Source organism: Armatimonadota bacterium (genome assembly GCA_013314775.1).
In the GTDB taxonomy this organism is placed as follows: Bacteria; Armatimonadota; Zipacnadia; order Zipacnadales; family JABUFB01; genus JABUFB01.
Genome location: JABUFB010000009.1, coordinates 346,425 through 364,621, shown reverse-complemented (window position 1 = coordinate 364,621; position 18,197 = coordinate 346,425). Strand labels below are relative to the sequence as shown.

Below are 18,197 nucleotides of genomic sequence, written 5' to 3'. Positions count from 1 at the left end.
ATTGGGAAGTCCAGTCTCATTCCATGCGTCCGCCCACTTTGTCTTCCGCCAAAGCGAAGGCGTTAGATCCGGCGAGTCGTCGTTAGCTGCAGGGAGGGTCACCCATGAAGTTCGAACGTGGGACGTGCAGAACAGGATCTGTCATCGACCGGGCAGAGGCGATGGGGCTCGACCCGCGGATGCTCTATGAGACCGTGATTGAGCTTGCCAGCGAGGGCCTGCTCACCGCTCGCTGCGTCAATGCTGCCGCCGGGGTGCTGCTCACCCAGCTCGGCCTCGCAGAGTACTTCTTCCGCAATATCTCAAGGGATGCTCTGAAGCGGGTCTTGCGCGCTGTTGCGAACAACATCCTCGTGCGCGAGGATGACGAAGTGGTCTTGCGAGGCGAGGTAGCTGAGGCGCGGTTCGACATCGACGGGGGCGTTCAGGCGCGTATCGCAACTCCCCAGAGTCGCGACCGCATGGAGGCGGTGCTCGACTCGGTGATGAACGGCAATCGGGTTGAGTACTACTTCAGCCCCGAGAGCTCCTACTACACCTATATCATCCACCCGCAGGTGCCTCCACCGCTGCGACCGGGGGATAGGCCGGAAGACCTCTTCGCCTTCCAGCAGGACCCCGCGGTGCCGGAAGACACCCGGCGGCGCTACATCAAATTCCTGAAACGCTGCGCGGCAGCAGCGGTGCCACTGGTGGAAGTCTCCTCAGCCAAACCCACCGGTGAGACCCGCATCATGTTCGCCGATGACTTCAGCCACTCAGCCCTGCCGGTGATCCGCCGGATGATGGAAGACCTGGGGATCGTCCTGCGTCGCGCGTACTGGGAGACATATCGCGGCGTCACCGGGCGGCTGGAATCCATCTGTTCGCTCTACCTTGACGGGAAGCATTCAGCCACCGCACTGTCCAAGGCGGTGGCCAATCTCCAGTCCTTCCTCGCCATCCAGACCGGTGACCTCGACATCATGTACGTGTCCGGGCAGCTTGACTTCCAGGAGTATCTTTTCGCCACCGCTGCGGCAGCTTTCGTGCACAGCTTCATCCACAAGGGACTGCAGACCGACCTGCACATCATGAATGGGCTGGCGCGGAAGGAACTTCGCGACGCCTTTGCCCACCGCGTGTTTGAATCCAGCCGTTCCGAGTACACGCGCAGGTGGGTACTGGACACGGTGCGCGAGAGTCCTGACCTGATAAAGCGCCTTTTCGGCTTGTTCGACCGCAAGTTCAACCCGGCCCACAGGAGTCGCCCGAAGCCCTCGACCCTCCGGCGGGAGATCGAGGATTTTCGCCGGCAGGCGGCAATCTCTTTCGTCGACAATCGGACCGGGTTCGACATCATGAGTTTCATGGCGAATCTGGTGACCCACGTCCAGAAGACCAATTTCTACAAGCGGGAGAAACGTTCCCACGCCTTCCGTCTGGACTCCGCGATCCTCGACCCCCTGGTCTTTCCCGGACCCGTGTACGGTCTCTTCTTCGTCCTGGGCTTCTACGCGACGGCCACACACATGCGGGCCGAAGACGTGGCCCGCGGCGGCGTGCGTCTGATCCGGGTTACCCCCGGCAACTATGACGACGAGCTGGACAACATGCCACTGCTCAACTACGCGCTCGGGCCGGTCGCGCAGCGTCTCAAACACAAAGACATCGCCGAGAGTGGGGCCAAGGGCGTCATTGTGCCTCATCCTGAGTTCCCGCGCGATGGCCTCCGGTGTATGCTTGACTTCACCGAAGGCGTTATGGATCTCACCCAGCCCTGCGAGGAGGTCATCGACTACCTCGGCAAATCCGAACGGGTCTTCTTCGGCCCGGATGAGGGGACCGCGGGGCTTATGGACGCCGTCGCCTATCGCGCCCGTGAACGAGGCGATCGGCACTGGCGCACAGTCACCACCGGCAAGAGCTTCGGCATCCCCCACGATGTCTATGGCATCACCCACGACCGCCGCGTCTTCGGCCTGGTGTCCCGTGGCAGTGCAGGGACCGAACTGCAGATCGAGGGCGTGCCGGTGCTGACCACCCCGGACACGTCGCTCATCTACCGGGAGATTGGGGATGAGATCGACGCCAGCGGCATGACCACAATGGGCGTCATGACTACCCTCCGCACTGTCCTCGATCATGTCGGTCTCGACGAGGCCGAGACCAATCTGATGATGACCGGCGGCCCTGACGGTGACCTGGGCGCCAACCAGATACAGTCCTTCAAAGGGCGCATCTGCCTGGTCATCGACGGCGGTTCCGTTCTCTTCGACCCTGACGGCCTGGACCGTCAAACGCTCATGGAACTCGCCTTCGCCCGGCACACGGCACCGAGAGTCGATACCATGGGTTACCCTCTGGAACTCCTGGGGCCTCGCGGGTTCAGGGTCCCTCGGCAAGCCGGGGCCGTGCGACTCCCCGACGGGACACTCGTGCCCGACGGCGCCTTCTTCCACCGCAACTTCTTGTGCAACCCCGAGGTGCGTCGCTACCTCGCGGAGGCAAACATCACTGCTTTTGTTCCGTGTGGGGGGTTCAAAGACACTGTGAATGGCGAGAACGTGAGCCAGTTCATCGCCAATTTCCGAGAACTCAAGGTCATTGTCGAGGGGGCCAACGTCTTCTTTGACGATACTTCACGCGAGCACATCGCCCGCGAGACCGGGATCGTGCAGATCAAGGACTCATCGGCCAACAAGGGCGGGGTGACCTGTAGCGCCATCGCTGAGGTTCTGAGCGCGTTCCTGCTGGGGGAAGACTACGAGCCCTTCCTGGTCCGCAATGCCCAGACGCGCTCGGGGCTGATCCGGTCGGTGCTGGAACTCATTGCGGCAAATGCTGTGGCCGAGACTCGCATGCTGCTTTCCTTGCACGAGAAGACCGGGACGCCGCTCTACTCGCTGTCAATTCAGACCAGCGAACAGCTTCTGTCCCTGCAGCAGTTGCTCTACCAGCGCATTGAGGAGATCCTGCGCCGTTCGTCACTGGTACGAGAGATCATCGCACGGTATGTTCCCGCAGTACTCATGGAGCACCTAGGACCGGCGAAGGTGATGCGGATTCTCGGCAAGCCCGAACTGCAGGCATACAGAAACGCCATCGTGACCAAGAAGCTGGCCGCGATGGCGTTGTACAGGTATGCGTCGGATTGGGACGAGTTCCTGGGGCGCCTGGATGCAGATTTCACGGGCGAGCTGGGCCGCCTGCTCCAGGAATGATTCGCGTGACTTGCGCAGGAGGCATCAGGCGCCCGGCATGGTGTGTATCGAACCCTTGATGATCTCTTCCCAATTCGGGCAAAGTGGTTGCAGGCGGTTGGTCTCGAACACAACGCGCCAGCGTTGCCGCTGGTCTTCTTCGACGAGCCACGGCTCGAAGCCCAGCCGGAGGTAAGTCTTGATGGCGGGCGCTCGAAAGTCGTCGGTCTGCAGCACCGCGCGTGTGCGTCCCTCGAACACGAACCGGTGCAACACCGCCAGTGAAACCATGTGCCCGAGTTTCTTGCCGGAGTGCGCCGGGTCCGCGGCCACGTAGTGAACGTAGCCGGTCTCGATGCCCCACTCGGGTCGGTACCAGGCCGACGCGGTGGCAACCGCTTGCCCGCGACAGGTGACAAGAAGCACTCGCTCCGGTGAGCAGGCGGCATCGCGTCCCATGACATCGCGGAAGCTCCAGGCCGGCTCTTTCTGGCCGAAAGACGCGGCCATCACCGCCTCCCAGCCTGCCTCATCGCCAGGCACGAAATGCCTCAGTTCATACCCCTGCGGCAGTTCCACTGGCGGCAGACCCTCGAGGCTGTGTTTCATCATCACCAGTTGCATTTGGACGGCTCCTTGCCGAGACAGGTTACGTTTCCACAATTCGCACGTCAGGAACCGCCTTGGTAAGCCACTTGCGGTCCTTGCGTGTCAGCCCGGTGTCGGTCACCACGTGATCGAACTTTCTCCAGTCCGCAAACTGCACCAGCGCGCGGCGGGAGAACTTGCTGCTGTCCACCACGAGCCACGTCTCACCCGCACCGTCAATCATTGCTCTCGAGATCGCCGCCACCCCCAGGTCCGAGGTGTATGTGCCAGCTTTGTCCACCGCATCGGCGCCAAGAATCGCAAGGTCGGGCCGGAAGAGGCGCAAATTGTCTTCGGTCAGAGAGCCTGCGAGATCCGGGCTCTCCTTCCGCACTCTGCCCCCGAGCAGAATGAGTTCCAGGTTGTCGTGGGCCTGCAGTGCTGACGCGATGGCCAGCGAACTGGTAATCACGGAGATTCGCGGCGTTCCCGCGATCGCTCGCGCAACCTCCAGGGTTGTTGTTCCCGTATCGAGCACCACCGTCATCCCCGGTCGCACTACCCCCGCCACGTGCCGCGCGATGGCCCGCTTCTGCTCGATACACTCCTGCGCGCGCTCCCGGAAACTGAACTCGATAATGCCTGCTCGCGACAGAAGCGCTCCGCCGTGGGTGCGTGTGATCGGGCCCTGCCGGGCCAGGGCGTCCAGGTCTCGGCGGATCGTGACCGCCGAGACCTGAAACTGCTGCGCAAGCTCCTCCACCGACAGTTCCCTGCCGCTTCGAAGCTGCTCCAGGATCGCCTGTTGCCGGGGAGTCATACGCCTCCCTTGACCTGGTCCAGCGCTTCGGCGATGCGGTCAATCACAAAACCCACCACTTTGCGGCATACGGTGATCGGCAGTTTGGTCAAGGCTGTCGGCGGACACTCGGATTTGTATGTCTGGACGCTGATGTCTAGTCCGCGGGCGTTCAGGAGCGAGGTGAAGGCTTTCGCCGTCTGCAGGTCGCGGAACGCGATGCCGCCCATGTGCCGCCTGCCATTGATACCAGCCACCGTCTCCGGATGCCTCGCGGCCAGTTCACGAAGACCGGCCTCGTACTCATCCCCGATGGCGCCGACCGCATCCCCGTTATCCTGAGCCCAGCGCATGGTCACGAGATACGCCAGTGAAGCAAGTTCCTCCTGTCCGTTTGTGACCAGCGCGCCGAATTGGGGAAGGGAGTCCATCCCGGCGCTGAAAAGTAGACGCGAAGCCGGATACTCTCCGCCCGGGAACCCCTTGCCAAGCACCACCATGGAAGGCTTCAGTCCGTACTCGCGATACTGAAACAGCCCGGGAGCCCACAGGCAGGACTGGATCTCATCCACCATCGTGGGCACGTCGCACTGGGCGCACAGTTCATACGCGCGGTGCAGGAACTCGCGGGCCAGGACCACGGCCCCATAGTTCATCATCACAATTTCGTGGATGAATCCCGCGATTTTGTACGGCGGCTGCTCGAACTGCGCGAAAGCGTCTTCCAGGTCCTCAACGCGGTTGGGTCTGATCGGACACACGCGAAGCGTCTCACAGCCGGTCAGGGATTCGGCAAGCCCCGGCCACATCCCGCGCAAGATCTGGGTCAGCACCGTAGTCCCGTGGTAATTGGCGAGCAGGCCACCATCGTCATTGCCCATCACCAGGAATACGGGAACGCGGCCACTATACACTGGCTCGGGTGAGTCGTCCTGAACCCGGTAGAACCGGGCCAGCATCATCTTCACCCCGGCCTCCACCGCAAGGCTCCCGGTCTCGAGGTTCAGGACGCGGTTCAGGCCGTTCAGCGACCGGTCCGCAAGCACGGTCTGTAGTCCCGGAGCATCGCGTCGATCAAGCCCGTGTGCCGCGCGCACCAGCTCCTCTTCCAAGAGCCGCGTAATGTGCCCCCTCGTGTTGTTGTGCGTGGCGTTGGGAATGCCGAGGCTCCGTGCGATCTCCAGCAGTTCGTATCCCGGGAAAGAGTGGCCCAGGGGCGTGTGGTAGTGCTCGCTCTTGGTAAGCAGGTACAAGCGGCCGTCTTCCCCGACTCGGAAGAGCCCGTAGCCGGTGAGTGGCGCGGCAGCGGCGTTGGTTGCCGCTGTGAAGGCCTGACTTCCCGCGCCGGCAGCGCTGGTGTCCAGTCCGTCGCAGACCTTTTGCCCTACTTCCGGCAGGCGCTCGAGCAAACGTTCATGCCAGGCAGCAGGATAAAAGGATACGCGCTTGCGCGCTGTGTCGAGTAGCTCAGAAAAGCTCTCTCCGGACAACGCCGCGCGTGCCTGGCATGCTGCCTGTACGTATCCCTCACCGGCCAGATCACTCAGGGAGTAAGCAACATCAGCGAATGTGAACTGTATCATGAAATCTCGCTTGTTGAGCGTTAGTGATTGTTTCTGACTGTTTCATACACGACGAAAATGCCCTTGTCAACCGCGCCGTTATACCCACAATCCCGCACAGTTGTCAGAATAGGAAAGATGCGTGGCTCTCTGCACTTGGCCGGAGACGCTCCTTGGCTTGGCGCATCCGCGGGGTTGGGCCTGCAGGGCGTGAGCAAGTATCCAGCGAATAGACACGTGCGGTGTGTGAGTCTGGCTGAACTGACTGGAGGCGATAGGGATGAGAGTTCTCGTCTGGAATGCAAGCCCCAACAAGGACGGTCTCACCGCGGCCTGTGCCGAAGCCTTTTGCAAGGGCGCCGCGGAGGCGGGCGCTGAAGTGGAACTGGTGCACCTGTGTGACCATGCGATCCAGGCCTGCCGTCAGTGCGACCGCGGGTGGGGAATCTGCCGGTCGGAAGCCCGCTGCGTCATTGACGATGATTTCCAGCGCCTGCGCGAAGCCATCTTCGCCGCCGATGTCTGGGTGCTGGCCAATCCGGTGTACTTCGGCGATCTGGCGGAACGCGCCAAGACCTTCCTGGACCGCTTGCGCCGCTGCAAGGTGGGCCCCGGCGACAATCCCCTCCAGGGCAAGGACTTCGTGGGCATCGCGGCGGCGGGAGGGTCTGGTGGGGGCACAAGCTGGTGCCTTGAAGTAATGAACCGTATCGCGGCCCACACCGGGGTGCGCGTGGCGGACCTGATCACCGTGACGCGACGCAACAGGGCTTACAAGATCGCGGCAATCGAAGCCGCCGGGCGCTCCATCGTCGAGCAGGAATGGAGCGGTTAGCGCGATCGACGGCTGCTGCCCTGCGACTCCGAGGGAGGTTCGAGATCATGAACTGGCGTGAGATAGCGAGACTGAACGCTCTGCTTTCGCTGGCGCTCTGCGTCTGCGTGAACGCCGACATGACTATGGACTTCGCCGCCGACACCGCACTGGAGGGCTGGCAGATTGACGGCGACGCCAGTCTTGATGTCACGCGCAGTCGGGGCGGTGAGGTGGGCGGCTCGCTGCGTATCGGGCCGGGGGCGAAAGCTGTTCTCCCCCTGCGTGATGAGGACGGCTCCGGCGTGGTCGAGATGTGGGTCTATGACGACTGTGCGAAGCCTGACAACCCCAAGGACCGTCGGGTGGGACCGCGTTGGGGGCTGATCCAGAGCGACGGTCGTGTGCTGGTCGTGGGTGCTCTGTATGCCCCGTACCTTTCGGGGGACACCACCTACTGCGCCTCGGATTCCGACCAGAAAACCACATGGTTCAACGTGCAATACCTGGGTGTTCGCCGCGACCCTGCCTGGCATCGCTGGACCTTCACCATGGACGCCGCGAAGGGCCTGTCGATCAGCATCGACGGCACGGACGTGAACGCCCGCACGCCGCGCTTCGACTGGAACAAGACCCAGTTCAGGGGCTTTCGCGGCATTGCCCTGTTCGGCGACGAGATGAAAGCGCCCGCGCATACGATCTGGGTGGATGACATCACCGTGCAACTCGGCGGCCCGATGACAGCCACCCCCGTGCCTCCTCCGCCCCCACCGCCGGTGGTACCGACAACCGATCCCGCGCCCGACAAGCCGGTGGACATCGTCCCCGAACTGCGGGGCAGGCACCCCCGCTTGCTCTTCTCGGCCGAGGATATTCCGGCCATGAAAGAGCGTATCGCCGGGCCGTCCAAGGTCTTCTTCGACAAGATGCTGGCCTACCTGCAAGCCTGCAAACCGCCCGACCATACCCGATGGGTCACCGACGCCACCGATGCCCAGCGCCAGGGAGTCTGGCGCCTGCCCACAGTGGCCCTGCATTACGTGCTCACGGGCGAAAAGGCATCTCTGGACAATGCCGTCGGGTTCATGCGCAAGTTCCTGGAGACGCCCGACTGGGAGACCACCAGCGAACGAAACAGCGGGATGGGTGCGGCGAATATCATGGTCGGCGCTGCGCTGGCCTACGACTGGCTGTACGACAGTCTGCCTGCCGAATTCCGCGAACAGTTCCGGCGCAAGCTCCTGAACCATGCGCGGTGGCAGTACTACGGCGGGCACCTCAACGGAAACAAGGACACAGGCTACTGGCAGTCGGATCCACAGAACAACCACCGTTGGCACCGGGATGCCGGTCTGACCCTCTGCGCCCTGGCAATCGCGGGCGACGGCCCCGGCTGGGAGTGGATTCTGTCCAAGACTCGCGAGGAACTGGAGTTCGTACACCAGTGGCTTCCCGAGGACGGTAGCTGCCACGAATCACCTTCGTACATGGTGTTCGGGATGCCCTACCTGTTGCTGGCCTTCGACGCTGCGGACCGTTGCTTCGGGACCGAGTTCCTGAGTCACGCCTACTTTAGGAACAACCCGCTTTTTCGTATGCACACCTTGCTTCCGGGATTTACCGACGCTTTCTGCTTCGGCGATGCGGGGGGCACCGGGTTCATCAATGACTATGCATTCAGGTGCACCGCTGTTCACGAACTCGGGGACCTGCAGGATGCCCTGATGCAGTTCCACACGGCCGACCCGGAGACCAGCTTCAACTACGGCTGGTTCTCGGTCATCTGGTATGACCCGTCGCTGAAGGGTTCGATCGAGAAGGTGCCTGTCAATGCTCTGTACCCCGATCTCGGCCTGGCGCTGGTGCGTGACGGTTGGGGGCCCGATGCCGTGGCCGCGATGTTCAAGTGCGGGCCCTACGGGGGCGTGACGCTGAACGACTTCCGCAATGAGACGGGTAAGTACATCAACATTGCCCATGATGACCCGGACTGCGGCATGTTCACACTCTTCGCCGGCGGCGCAATGCTGGCCGAAGATGATCGCTATGCCTACAACAAGCAGACCGCATCGCACAACACAATTCTCGTCAACGGTAAGGGCCAGATCGGAGAGGGTTCGGGCCACTGGATGCAGCCAGTCCGCAACGTGGACATGAACACGGTGGCCCGGGTGGTTGCCTGGCGGAACACGCCGCAGTTCACTATCGCCGACGGCGAGGCCGGGAAGGCCTACCGGGGCCTGCAGCGTTTCCGAAGGACCTTCATCTGGATGCCAGGCCGCTATATCCTGGTCTTGGATGATATTCGAGGAGCCGCTCCAGTTGACATTACGTGGTTGCTGCAGGCACCATCCATCGAGGAGGCGGACGCCCATGAGAGAGCCTGGCGGCTGACCAACGGAAATGCAGCCTGCCCGGTGTACGTCGGCTCGGACCTGCCCTTCGAGAGCGCTGTCGTGGATTCCCCCGCCGACAATCGCGGGGAGCCCCTCGGTTTCCGGCAAATCCGTTTGAAGGCCGCCGGAGCGCAATGGCGGCTGGCGACGCTTCTCGACCCGTGGGGTCAGTGTGATCCGGGAGTCACTCTCGCAGCTCAGGGGCCCGATGCAGCCCAGATCACCGTCACCTGTGATGGCGCCACCGACACCTGGCGCTGGGAAGCCGCCCGGGACGAGACGTCGGCGACGCAACTCTCCTGCATCCGCAACGGTGAGACTGTGGCGCAATTGGGCGCGGACGACCTCGTGCCCAACTCCGGGCCGCCACTATACTGAAAACTCACTGCTGGTCACATGGGAAGCGGTTGCCGTGCGGAACCTCACGGCTGTCTGCTTTGCCGCCTTGTTCGCGGTCGCCTCAGGGGGCACGCCCAGGATGTCCTCTTCGAAGACACCTTCGCCGACCTGAGCAACTGGAATACCGCGCCGGGGTGGACTGGGTCCGAGGGTGTGCTCTTCGTGGCCGGCGGGCCATTCAGACCTGGGGTCACCCTCACACTCGACCTGCAGGTGGTTGGGGCGCAGTAGCACAGTTGCCCTGCTACACCCGCAGCGCCTCGACCATCAGGTTCTCCACCGCCTTGGACATCGCCGCATCATCCACCAGCGGCTCCAGCCAGGTGCGTTCCGGCTTGCCGGGCTGAAGCGGAAGGTACTCGTGCGTACCAGTCTCGGGGTCGAACCCGAGGCCATTGCCGCCGTGCTCCGCGAACAGTCCCGCTCCACCGCGCACCGCAACGATAGCCGCCAGTTGGTCCCAGCTTGAGCGCGCCGGCTCCCGGTCGCCGAACCAGATCCGCAGCGCCCGGGCAACCGGGTGGCTTTCCGGCGCGGCCTGCAGGAAACGGGGCCCTGTCAGCACACTGCGGCCTGCGTGACTGACCGTGATGGGTGCGGGCCAGTCATTGATCACCCGCGCGCTGGCCTGCCGGTCCAGTGTCCAGTTGAAGCTGTCTGCGCCGGACGGGTAGAAGCTCTCGGCCATGGTGACCAGGCGATTCACCTTCGTCCTAACCAGGTCCTCGCCGGTTAGCGGGCTGTGCTCATCGGGGCCGGAATCCAGGAGTCTGCCCAGCGCGGATAGCCCGCCGATGGCGCAGACGGTGACGCTCACCTCGGGTGCCCGCGACAGCAGATCCCGGTACAGACTCACCGCCTCTCGGGGCCGCCAGTCTGGGTTCGCCTCCTGCCACTCGCGCCCAATCACTTCGTTGTACAAGGGCCGCACCGTTCCGTCCGTCGACCTGCCCCGATGGTAGAGATATCGCCCGTAAAGGGTCTCGCGCTCCTCCTCCGGCAGGTCAAGGAGTCCCACCGGGATGTCGCTTCGCCCGCAGGCCTCATTGATCGCCGCGGCGCAGAGGGCGGTCCAGGGCACGGGTACGCTGCAGATCACGCCCAGCAGTTCGGCCTCGCCCCGGTTCGCCAGGGCATGCAGGACCGCCAGGGCCCCTGCATCGTCGCAGTCGGTGTCGATATCGGTGTCCAGGATGAGTTGCACAGGGGAGCCAGTGGGCATGGAAGCATCCTTTCCTGAGCGTATTCAGCCCACCGCGCACCCGGCGGTCCGTGGTTTGGCGCCCACTGCCTGCATCGCCGCCTTGATATACCCGTGGGCATAGGCGCGAGAAGCCAGCCCCAGCGGCGTGTCTCCCGCCAGCTTCGGCCAGTGGTCGGGCATGATCGCGTACCGGTAGCCGATCTCGTGGTATACCCGCATGGCTTCGATCATGTCCACGTCGCCATCGTCGATGAAGGTCTCGTCGAACCGTGGGCAGGAGCCGCGCACATTGCGGAAGTGTACGTGGTTGATCTTGTCCCGCACCCCGAAATACCGCACGATGCTGAGCACGTCCGCGCCGCACTGTTCGGCCAAAGACCCCTGGCAGATGTTCAGCCCATTCGCCGGGCTGTCCACCAGTTCCACGAGGCGCTTCATGCCCTCGAAGTCGCTGATGATCCGGGCCTCGCCCTTGAGACACGGGGTCTGGGGCGGGTCCTGAATGTGGAAAGCCAGGCGCACTCCCGCCTGCTCCGCCGCAGGCACGATTCGCACCAGGAAATACTCGAGACGCTCCCACATCTCGTCGGCATCCACAGCGTAACCCGGTTCGGGCGGGATGTGCTTGATCTTGTCGTAATCGTAGCGCCGGGTAATCGCTCCGCCGCGCGCGTAGGGACCGGATTCGCTGCCCCAGACATCGATGATGCTCCAGGTCCACTCCACCACCGGGATGCCGCACTCGCCGCAGACCGCGATGGTCTGGCAGACATCCTCAATCTCCCGGTCGCGCTCGGGCCGGCCGAAGCGCGCGTTCCAGTACTGGGTCTCGGGACCCTGGGGCAGGAGGAATACGTCCAGGGTGATGCCGTGCTTCTCGAGGCGGTCCTGCAAGTGGCGGATGACGTCGCGGGAGACCACGCCGCAGCCTTTCGGGGGCATGAGTTTTGCCCCGGTGATCTTCACACATTCCACGCCAACCTGGCTGAGGAACTGGATGAACTCATCGGACTGGTCGTGCAGATCATCACACAGCTTCATCCATTGGGTCTCCCGGTCAATAGGTTTCGTCGAGCTTCCGGTACACGTAAATCCGCGAGCCGGGCCGGTCATCGATGGCCACCGGCAGCCCGCGGTCCATGAGCTCCTCGCCCGAGAGTTCAACTGCGCCCTCGGCGTCAAGGTCGCGCACTTCATACCGCGCCTTGCCATCCAGGCCCCTCAGACGCAGCCGGGCCGCCTCGTAGATGCTCTGGTCGCGGCGGAACACCTGCACCACGCCGCGACCAAGCTCCGGGCGGTCGAATTGCCAGGCCATCCAGACATCAGGTGCGAGGCTCCAGGATGTGATGGGGTAGTAGTCGCCATGCATTACATCCGGCGCCACCTGGCGCCATTGTGCGAACAGTCGCCGAACTGATTCGTAGTCGATGTCCTCGCGGCGCACGTCGTAGCACAGGATCATCCATGGGCAGAGGACGCTGCGGTGCAGGTACGCGTCGGATGAGTTCACGCCGGTGCCCCAGTACGGATACCAGTGGGCGATTCCGTAGGTGTGTGCCTGCTGGGAAACGGGCTCCAGCAGCCAGTCGCTGCGCAGGAGTGGCACCGCGCGGCGCAGGGTCTCCAAGTCATTGCGCCGGCCGCCGCTGGCGCAAGAGTCGATGAGCATGTCCGGGTGCCGTCGTCGAAGCTCGTCCCAGTACGCAAGGTATCCCTCGACGTGGCGGATCTCCGTGATCCCCTGGCGGTCCGGCGCATCGTTGCCTCGCCAGAACCCGAGAGGGTCCATGTTGAAGTCCTGCCGGTACAGGTCGATGCCCTGGGTCCTGAGCAAGGAGTCTACGTGGTCGGTCAGCCACTGGCGGGCTTCGGGATTGCCCAGGTTCAGTAGCTGGGTGCCGCCGGGATCGCCCAGAAGCCATTCCTGGCGCTCATTCGACAGCCACGTGTTGGGCGTGACCCGTTCCGGCTCAAACCACACCAGGGTCTTGATACCTTTCGCCCGGGCGTGGTCGGAGATGGATCGCAGGCCGCCCGGGAACCGCCTCGTATCTACTTCCCAGGTTCCCGTGTTGGGCCAAGTGCCGTCGTTGATGTACCAGCCCGCGTCCATCCACCAGTAGTCGGGCTTGATGCCCTCCTCCAGATAGCGGTCCACGAACAGCTTCTGGTTGGCGTCGTTTGCGTGGATCATCTCGCCGAACTGGTGGGAACTACAGGCACCCAGCATCGGTCCGGGGAGCTCACCACCGGGCCGGGGGAGATTATGGGCAACCATCCAGCGCCGCCACAGGTTTTGTCCGCGGATCCAGTCACCTTTCCAGAACAGTAGCGCAACCAGTGGCGTGCGGATTTCCTCGCCGGGATGCAGCACCAGGTGTGTGAGTTCCTGCCCGGCCCGCACACGGAGGCCCGTCGGCCCGGTGCGTTCGAAAGTCGCCGCCCACTGTCCCGGCCAGCCCAACGCGATGATAACTCCGGCGCTGTCGGGCTGTTCGAGGTTGAAGTAGCACAGGTCTGAATTGGTGGGGCGACCTCCCGCAGCGGCGATGCGCTTGCTCGAAGCTTCGCCCAGTTCAGTTACATGGGGCTCGTAGTCCCGGGGTGTGCACGGGGTGCCCGTGAAGTGGTGCAGTGACCATTCGCAACCCGGAGCAGGCGGGAACGTCCAGCGCTGTGCGGTCCAGTCCAGCGCCTGGATGTCCTCGAGCAACGGGGTGTCCGCCTCGCCCTCATTGCGCAGGTAGACCGTCCACTCCACCACCGGGAAGTCCCTGTACTCGACAGATACGCAGCGGATCGACAGGTCGGTCTGCGGGTCGCGGCAGGTCATGATGCGCTGGACGCGGTTCTCGTCAAGCGCGGTCTCGGTGCGCTCGACTGACCAGGACGGGAGAAGCTCCGCCGACGGTTTTCCGGCGTAGACGAAGGAGAACGGTGGCGCCGGATCGGGACCCGGCACGCGCGGGTCGATGACCGGCAAGTCAGCGAGCCTGATGATCTGGCCATCGTGCAGCAGAACTCGCGCCTGGGCCCAGTCGGCCTGGTCGCAGGAGATGTCGTCGCCGCCGTCGGTAACTTCAAGGGTCAATTCCTGCCTTCCGGCGAGATCCACACTCACCGGTATGCCCGCCATACCCTCGCGCATCACAGGCGAGCGGAACAGTTCGGTCTCCTGCGCGCGGACGATGAACTCCACGCTGCCGCGGCCGCCGATTGTCTGGGCATTAGAGTCCACCCCCACGGTGGCCTCAAAGCGCCTGCCCGGGCCGGGGAGTGTGACCACCACCTCGCTCCGGGCGTGGGTGAACAGTCCGTCTCGGTACTCCTTCCCGGCGATGTTCAGCGCAGCTCCGAGCCGCCCGTTCTTCTGGATGACGTCGTTGTTCGCCAGCACTGTGAGTGACCCGTGACCGGGGGGCTCCGGTTGTGTCGCGGACAGCTTCGCAGCTACCCAGGCCCTCATCTGGTGCATCTCGTCGGCTGTTGCGGTCACGGCATGGGCGAAATTCGGGATCATCGACAACACAATCACCGCCGCCAGGTGCAAGGATATCACTCTCCCGTCGGGAGGCAGTGTCCGAGACCTACCCCTCACCGCAGCTCAATCAGCATGGGCCGCAGCACCGGGGCTTCGAACTCCGCCGGCACTTCGGCGCCGGTGATCAGGTCCATCCCGCTGCGCGGCTGCCCGTTCACCAGCAGTCTCACCTTCACCGGTTCGGCCCGGTAGTTCGCGATGTTCACGACTCTGCGGCCATCGACTTGCGCCGTCACATATTCCACGCCCCAGGCCGGCGTATCATCCTCGGGGGAGAGCAGGAGCGCATCCCGCGAGATGCCCCAGTCGGCAAAGCGCGTCTGTGCCCACGCATGCACGGCCTCGGACGAGAGCGGCAGGTCCGCCTGTTCGCCGATCATGTTCGCACCACGCTCGCGATCGTACTCGTCCCTGGTGAAGCACTCGCCCACCTGCACCACATTCCCGCCGGATTCGGTGAAGCGCTTCAGGCCCGCCAGCGTGCTATCCGGAGTGTGGGTCACCCGGGGGACTACGACCACTTTCGCGCCCTGCAGGGACAGCGGCATCTCGCCACTCTCGGCATACTCCCTGAGTTGTCGCTCCGTCACGAACCCCAGGCGCACGCCGCTGAAGTTCATCCCTTGGAACACCCGGCCGAGAGCGCCCAGGTGCTCGTCTCCGTACACCACCGATGCCTGAGACCAGAGAAGGACCACCGGCGGCTTCAGACTCTGAAGGGCGGTGATTTCAGGCGCCAGGCGCATGAGATCCAGCGCCGTCTGGCCCAGGGCCTCGGTGCAGGCCGGCCGGTGCATAATGCTCCCGGCGAAGTCGCTGGTGGGGTCGAATGTTCGCTCCCACACCCAGGTGGTTGTCGCGCTCTGCCCGTGAACTGAGCCCTGCCAGTAGACGTTGGAGATGTACTCTGGCGGCACGAAGTCCTGGTTGCGGTCGGGGATGATGTGGTTCTCCGAGTTGAAGATAGGCTTGTCCGCCACACTGCGCTGGAAGTCGTAGCCCATGATCTCGCTCTGCCAATTGGCCGCCCAGTCACCGCGGGCGCTGTAGGTCTTCCAGCTGTCGTTGCCGTTGATGTCGCTCAGGCGGCCGAACAACTCCGGGTCGATGCTCCACGGGCCATGGGTATGTCGGCTGAAATGCGCGCCGATCATGATCTTGGCATGCAGCGGAATCTCCGGCGCCATCTCGCGAATGATCCCGGCCATCCATGCGTGGAAGCCTGCGAATATCTCCGTGTTGAACCTGACGAAGTCGTAAGTGATTGGCTGGGGGGTGAAGTTCGCGGGAGGGATCGGGATGGCGTCGAAGTCCGCATAGTCCGTTCCCCAACGCTCATTCAGCCGCTGAATGGTGCCGTGTTGCTCGCGGAGCCAGTCGTGCCACTGACCGGGCAGCGTGTGGCAGTTCACACTGTCAATGCTCAGCGGCTCATTGGACAAGCACAGGCTGTGCAGCGCCGGGTGGTCCTTGATGCGCGGGATCACGATGCGCAGGAACTTCTCGAGCACCGCCCTGGCCTCGGGGGCATGCACGCAGTAGCCGAAGAACCCGCCGGTGCAATCCCTGAGTTCAGGCCACTTGTTCATGGCCCAGTTTGGGAAATAGTGGGGGCTCAAGAGCAGGTTGATGGATACGCCTGCCTTCGCCGCGCGGTCGGCAACCTGCAGGAAGGAGTCGATGGCCGCCGTGGAGACCGTGTTCTCATCGGTAAGCACGGAGTTGGGGCCGAACTCGATTTGAATGATATTCATCCCATAGCCCGGGAACTTCTCCACATCGCGCCGCACCGACCCGAAATGGCCGTGACCCACGAACTGCACCGGACGCCCTTCTTCCAGGCGCCCGTCAGGCCAGCGGACGGTCCCTATCAGCGCCGGGCCGTCCACCGTGATCGGCCTGCCCTCGCCGGGAGTTACAAAGCGTGGCACCGGTGGGAGATACGCGCGTTCCAGCGCCTGCTTCGCCATCGCCTCCATCTGCAATGCCGCGTCGTAGGCGCGCGCCTGTTCACCACGGAACAGATCTTCCCGGGCGTATTCCAGGAAGTTCCGCAGAATGGTGAGGGTCACCAGGGGATACGCAGGATCCTTCCCCTGCGCTCGCAGAGCGTCAACGTGGGCGGCAAGCCTTTCGCTGAGCGCCTCCACGCGCGCCAGGACGGCCTCGATATTTCCGGCCGTAATCACCTCGCGCGCGATTCGCGTCTGGGTTGCCACCACCCGTCCATCGTCGGTCCGGGCACCTTTGAGGCTGACGTCCAGCGTCACTCTTCCGCCCGGCGTCGTCCCGGTACCCCAGCCGAATGCCACCCTGTAGGCCCCGGCATCCAGATTTCCCTTGCGCGTCTCTGCTGCGAGCTCACCGTCATCCGGGCCCATCAGTCGAAGGGTGAGTTCCGCGTCGCGCAGTGTGTTCGGCAGGTATAAGAGCCCGTCGGTCCACAGTTCGCGCCCGGCGAAGGTGTACTGGTCCCGCGGGAATTGTGTCTGGTTCCAGACAGGTAGGAGCGCGGTGCCCCGATAAAGGAGCGGCAAGGGCTTTGCGAACTCCATCTCCAGCAGAGGCTTGTCGTCCTGGTCCGGGCCGAGGTACGGCATAGGCTCGGGTCCCTCCACCAGCTGGAGATCATCTACCCAGAATGTCTCGGTGGGGCTCTCGGTGACGATCATCACCGGGATTGTGGTTTCGTCGCCTTCCGTGGTGAAACTGCGCACCACGCGTTGCCAGCCGGCGTCCAACTTGCGCGGGAACAGGGCGCGCACCCGCCAGCCTGTAGCGCCGCCGATCCACGCGGTCCCGATGCTGCTGCCCTTGATGTAGCACGAGATCGTGTACGTGGTATCCGGTTTCACCGTCACCCCGCTGAGGAGGTTGAGAATCCCGTAGACATGGGCGCCGAAAGGCGTGCTATTGGTAATGCGCACCGAATTCTTCCCGGAGCGCGATACCTCGCTGTCCACGGTGAGGGTGGCGTCGGTGTTGCGCTGGTCCCAGAGCCAGTGGCGGGGCCTGTTGCCGTCCACCTCTTCGAAGGATGAGTTCGGCAGGAGATTCGGTTGTAGTTTCATGGGACGCAGATTGAGCTGAGACGTGCCCGGCTGAAGGGGCTCCAGCGGGTCGAACTCGGTCGGGACATTCCCCAACTCGACCTGCACGTCGTCCACCCAGATGCCCTCCGTGGGGCTTTCGGTGAGGATCATCAGCTCGAAACTGCGTTCCGCCGGGGTGGCGGTGAAGGTGGTCGATACGCGCTGCCATTGCTCACCGGTGGCTGGGAGCGGCTTGCGAATGTGCCAGCCGTCTCCGCCGCCGATCCACGCCACACCCGGGTCTTCACTGCGCACGTAGCAGGAGATGGTATAGGTCTCGCCGGGTTCCAGCGAAAGGTAACGGCGCAGACGGCTGTAGACGTGGGGCTCACGCGCCGCCTTGTTTGTGATTCTGATCGAGCGCTTACCCGTGTGGCTCACGGTCTCATCCACAGTCAGCGTGCCCTGCGCCCGGTCCGGCAACCACTCCCATCCAACAGGCACGCCGTCCTCCTCGTGCTCGAAGCTCCCATTGGACACCAGGTTCTTCTGGGGCCGCAGGCCCTCGGCCCATGAGCAACCGAAGCCCAGCACTGTCAGGACAAGAAGGCTCACGGTGGGGCTGACCCACGGTGCACCTTGTCGCATGTTGACCACTCCCGAAATTGCATGTGCTC

Annotated in this window: 10 protein-coding genes; 3 read left to right on the top strand and 7 right to left on the bottom strand. The window is 63.6% G+C overall.

Annotated elements, in window-relative coordinates; genetic code table 11:
* The first annotated feature begins 104 nt into the window (after positions 1–104).
* Positions 105–3,203, top strand: coding sequence for an NAD-glutamate dehydrogenase (locus HPY44_12785; protein ID NSW56880.1), 3,099 nt, complete (start codon positions 105–107; stop codon positions 3,201–3,203).
* A 24-nt stretch (positions 3,204–3,227) separates the two neighbouring features.
* On the opposite strand, the gene HPY44_12780 is transcribed toward HPY44_12785, so the two are convergent.
* From HPY44_12780 to HPY44_12770, 3 genes are read right to left on the bottom strand one after another with little or no spacing between them, the layout of a single operon-like run.
* Positions 3,228–3,806, bottom strand: a complete 579-nt coding sequence (locus HPY44_12780) for a GNAT family N-acetyltransferase (protein ID NSW56879.1) — start codon at positions 3,804–3,806, stop codon at positions 3,228–3,230.
* 25 nt (positions 3,807–3,831) lie between these two features.
* Entirely contained in the window at positions 3,832–4,590 is a 759-nt protein-coding gene (locus HPY44_12775) for a DeoR/GlpR transcriptional regulator (GenBank protein NSW56878.1), read from the bottom strand.
* Positions 4,587–6,152: an aminotransferase class III-fold pyridoxal phosphate-dependent enzyme gene (locus HPY44_12770; protein ID NSW56877.1), complete on the bottom strand. Its 1,566-nt coding sequence runs from the start codon at positions 6,150–6,152 to the stop codon at positions 4,587–4,589. Before HPY44_12770 ends, HPY44_12775 begins: the two co-directional genes overlap by 4 nt.
* Positions 6,153–6,411: 259 nt before the next feature.
* On the opposite strand from HPY44_12770, the gene HPY44_12765 reads away from it, so the two are divergent.
* Entirely contained in the window at positions 6,412–6,966 is a 555-nt protein-coding gene (locus tag HPY44_12765; GenBank protein ID NSW56876.1) for a flavodoxin family protein, read from the top strand.
* Between the two features lie 47 nt (positions 6,967–7,013).
* A complete protein-coding gene (locus tag HPY44_12760; GenBank protein ID NSW56875.1) occupies positions 7,014–9,719 on the top strand; it encodes a heparinase II/III family protein in 2,706 nt (901 codons plus the stop codon).
* 265 nt (positions 9,720–9,984) lie between these two features.
* Here the strand turns inward: HPY44_12760 and HPY44_12755 are convergent, their stop codons facing one another.
* The 4 genes from HPY44_12755 to HPY44_12740 are packed head-to-tail and all read right to left on the bottom strand — an operon-like array spanning position 9,985 to position 18,168.
* Positions 9,985–10,962, bottom strand: coding sequence for a nucleoside hydrolase (locus tag HPY44_12755; GenBank protein ID NSW56874.1), 978 nt, complete (start codon positions 10,960–10,962; stop codon positions 9,985–9,987).
* Positions 10,963–10,986: 24 nt separating this feature from the next.
* On the bottom strand, positions 10,987–11,985 hold the full coding sequence (locus HPY44_12750) for a mannonate dehydratase (protein NSW56873.1): 999 nt from the start codon (positions 11,983–11,985) through the stop codon (positions 10,987–10,989).
* Positions 11,986–12,001: 16 nt separating this feature from the next.
* Positions 12,002–14,497: an NPCBM/NEW2 domain-containing protein gene (locus HPY44_12745; protein NSW56872.1), complete on the bottom strand. Its 2,496-nt coding sequence runs from the start codon at positions 14,495–14,497 to the stop codon at positions 12,002–12,004.
* A gap of 44 nt (positions 14,498–14,541) precedes the next feature.
* A complete protein-coding gene (locus tag HPY44_12740; protein NSW56871.1) occupies positions 14,542–18,168 on the bottom strand; it encodes a beta-galactosidase in 3,627 nt (1,208 codons plus the stop codon).
* Positions 18,169–18,197: the final 29 nt, after the last annotated feature.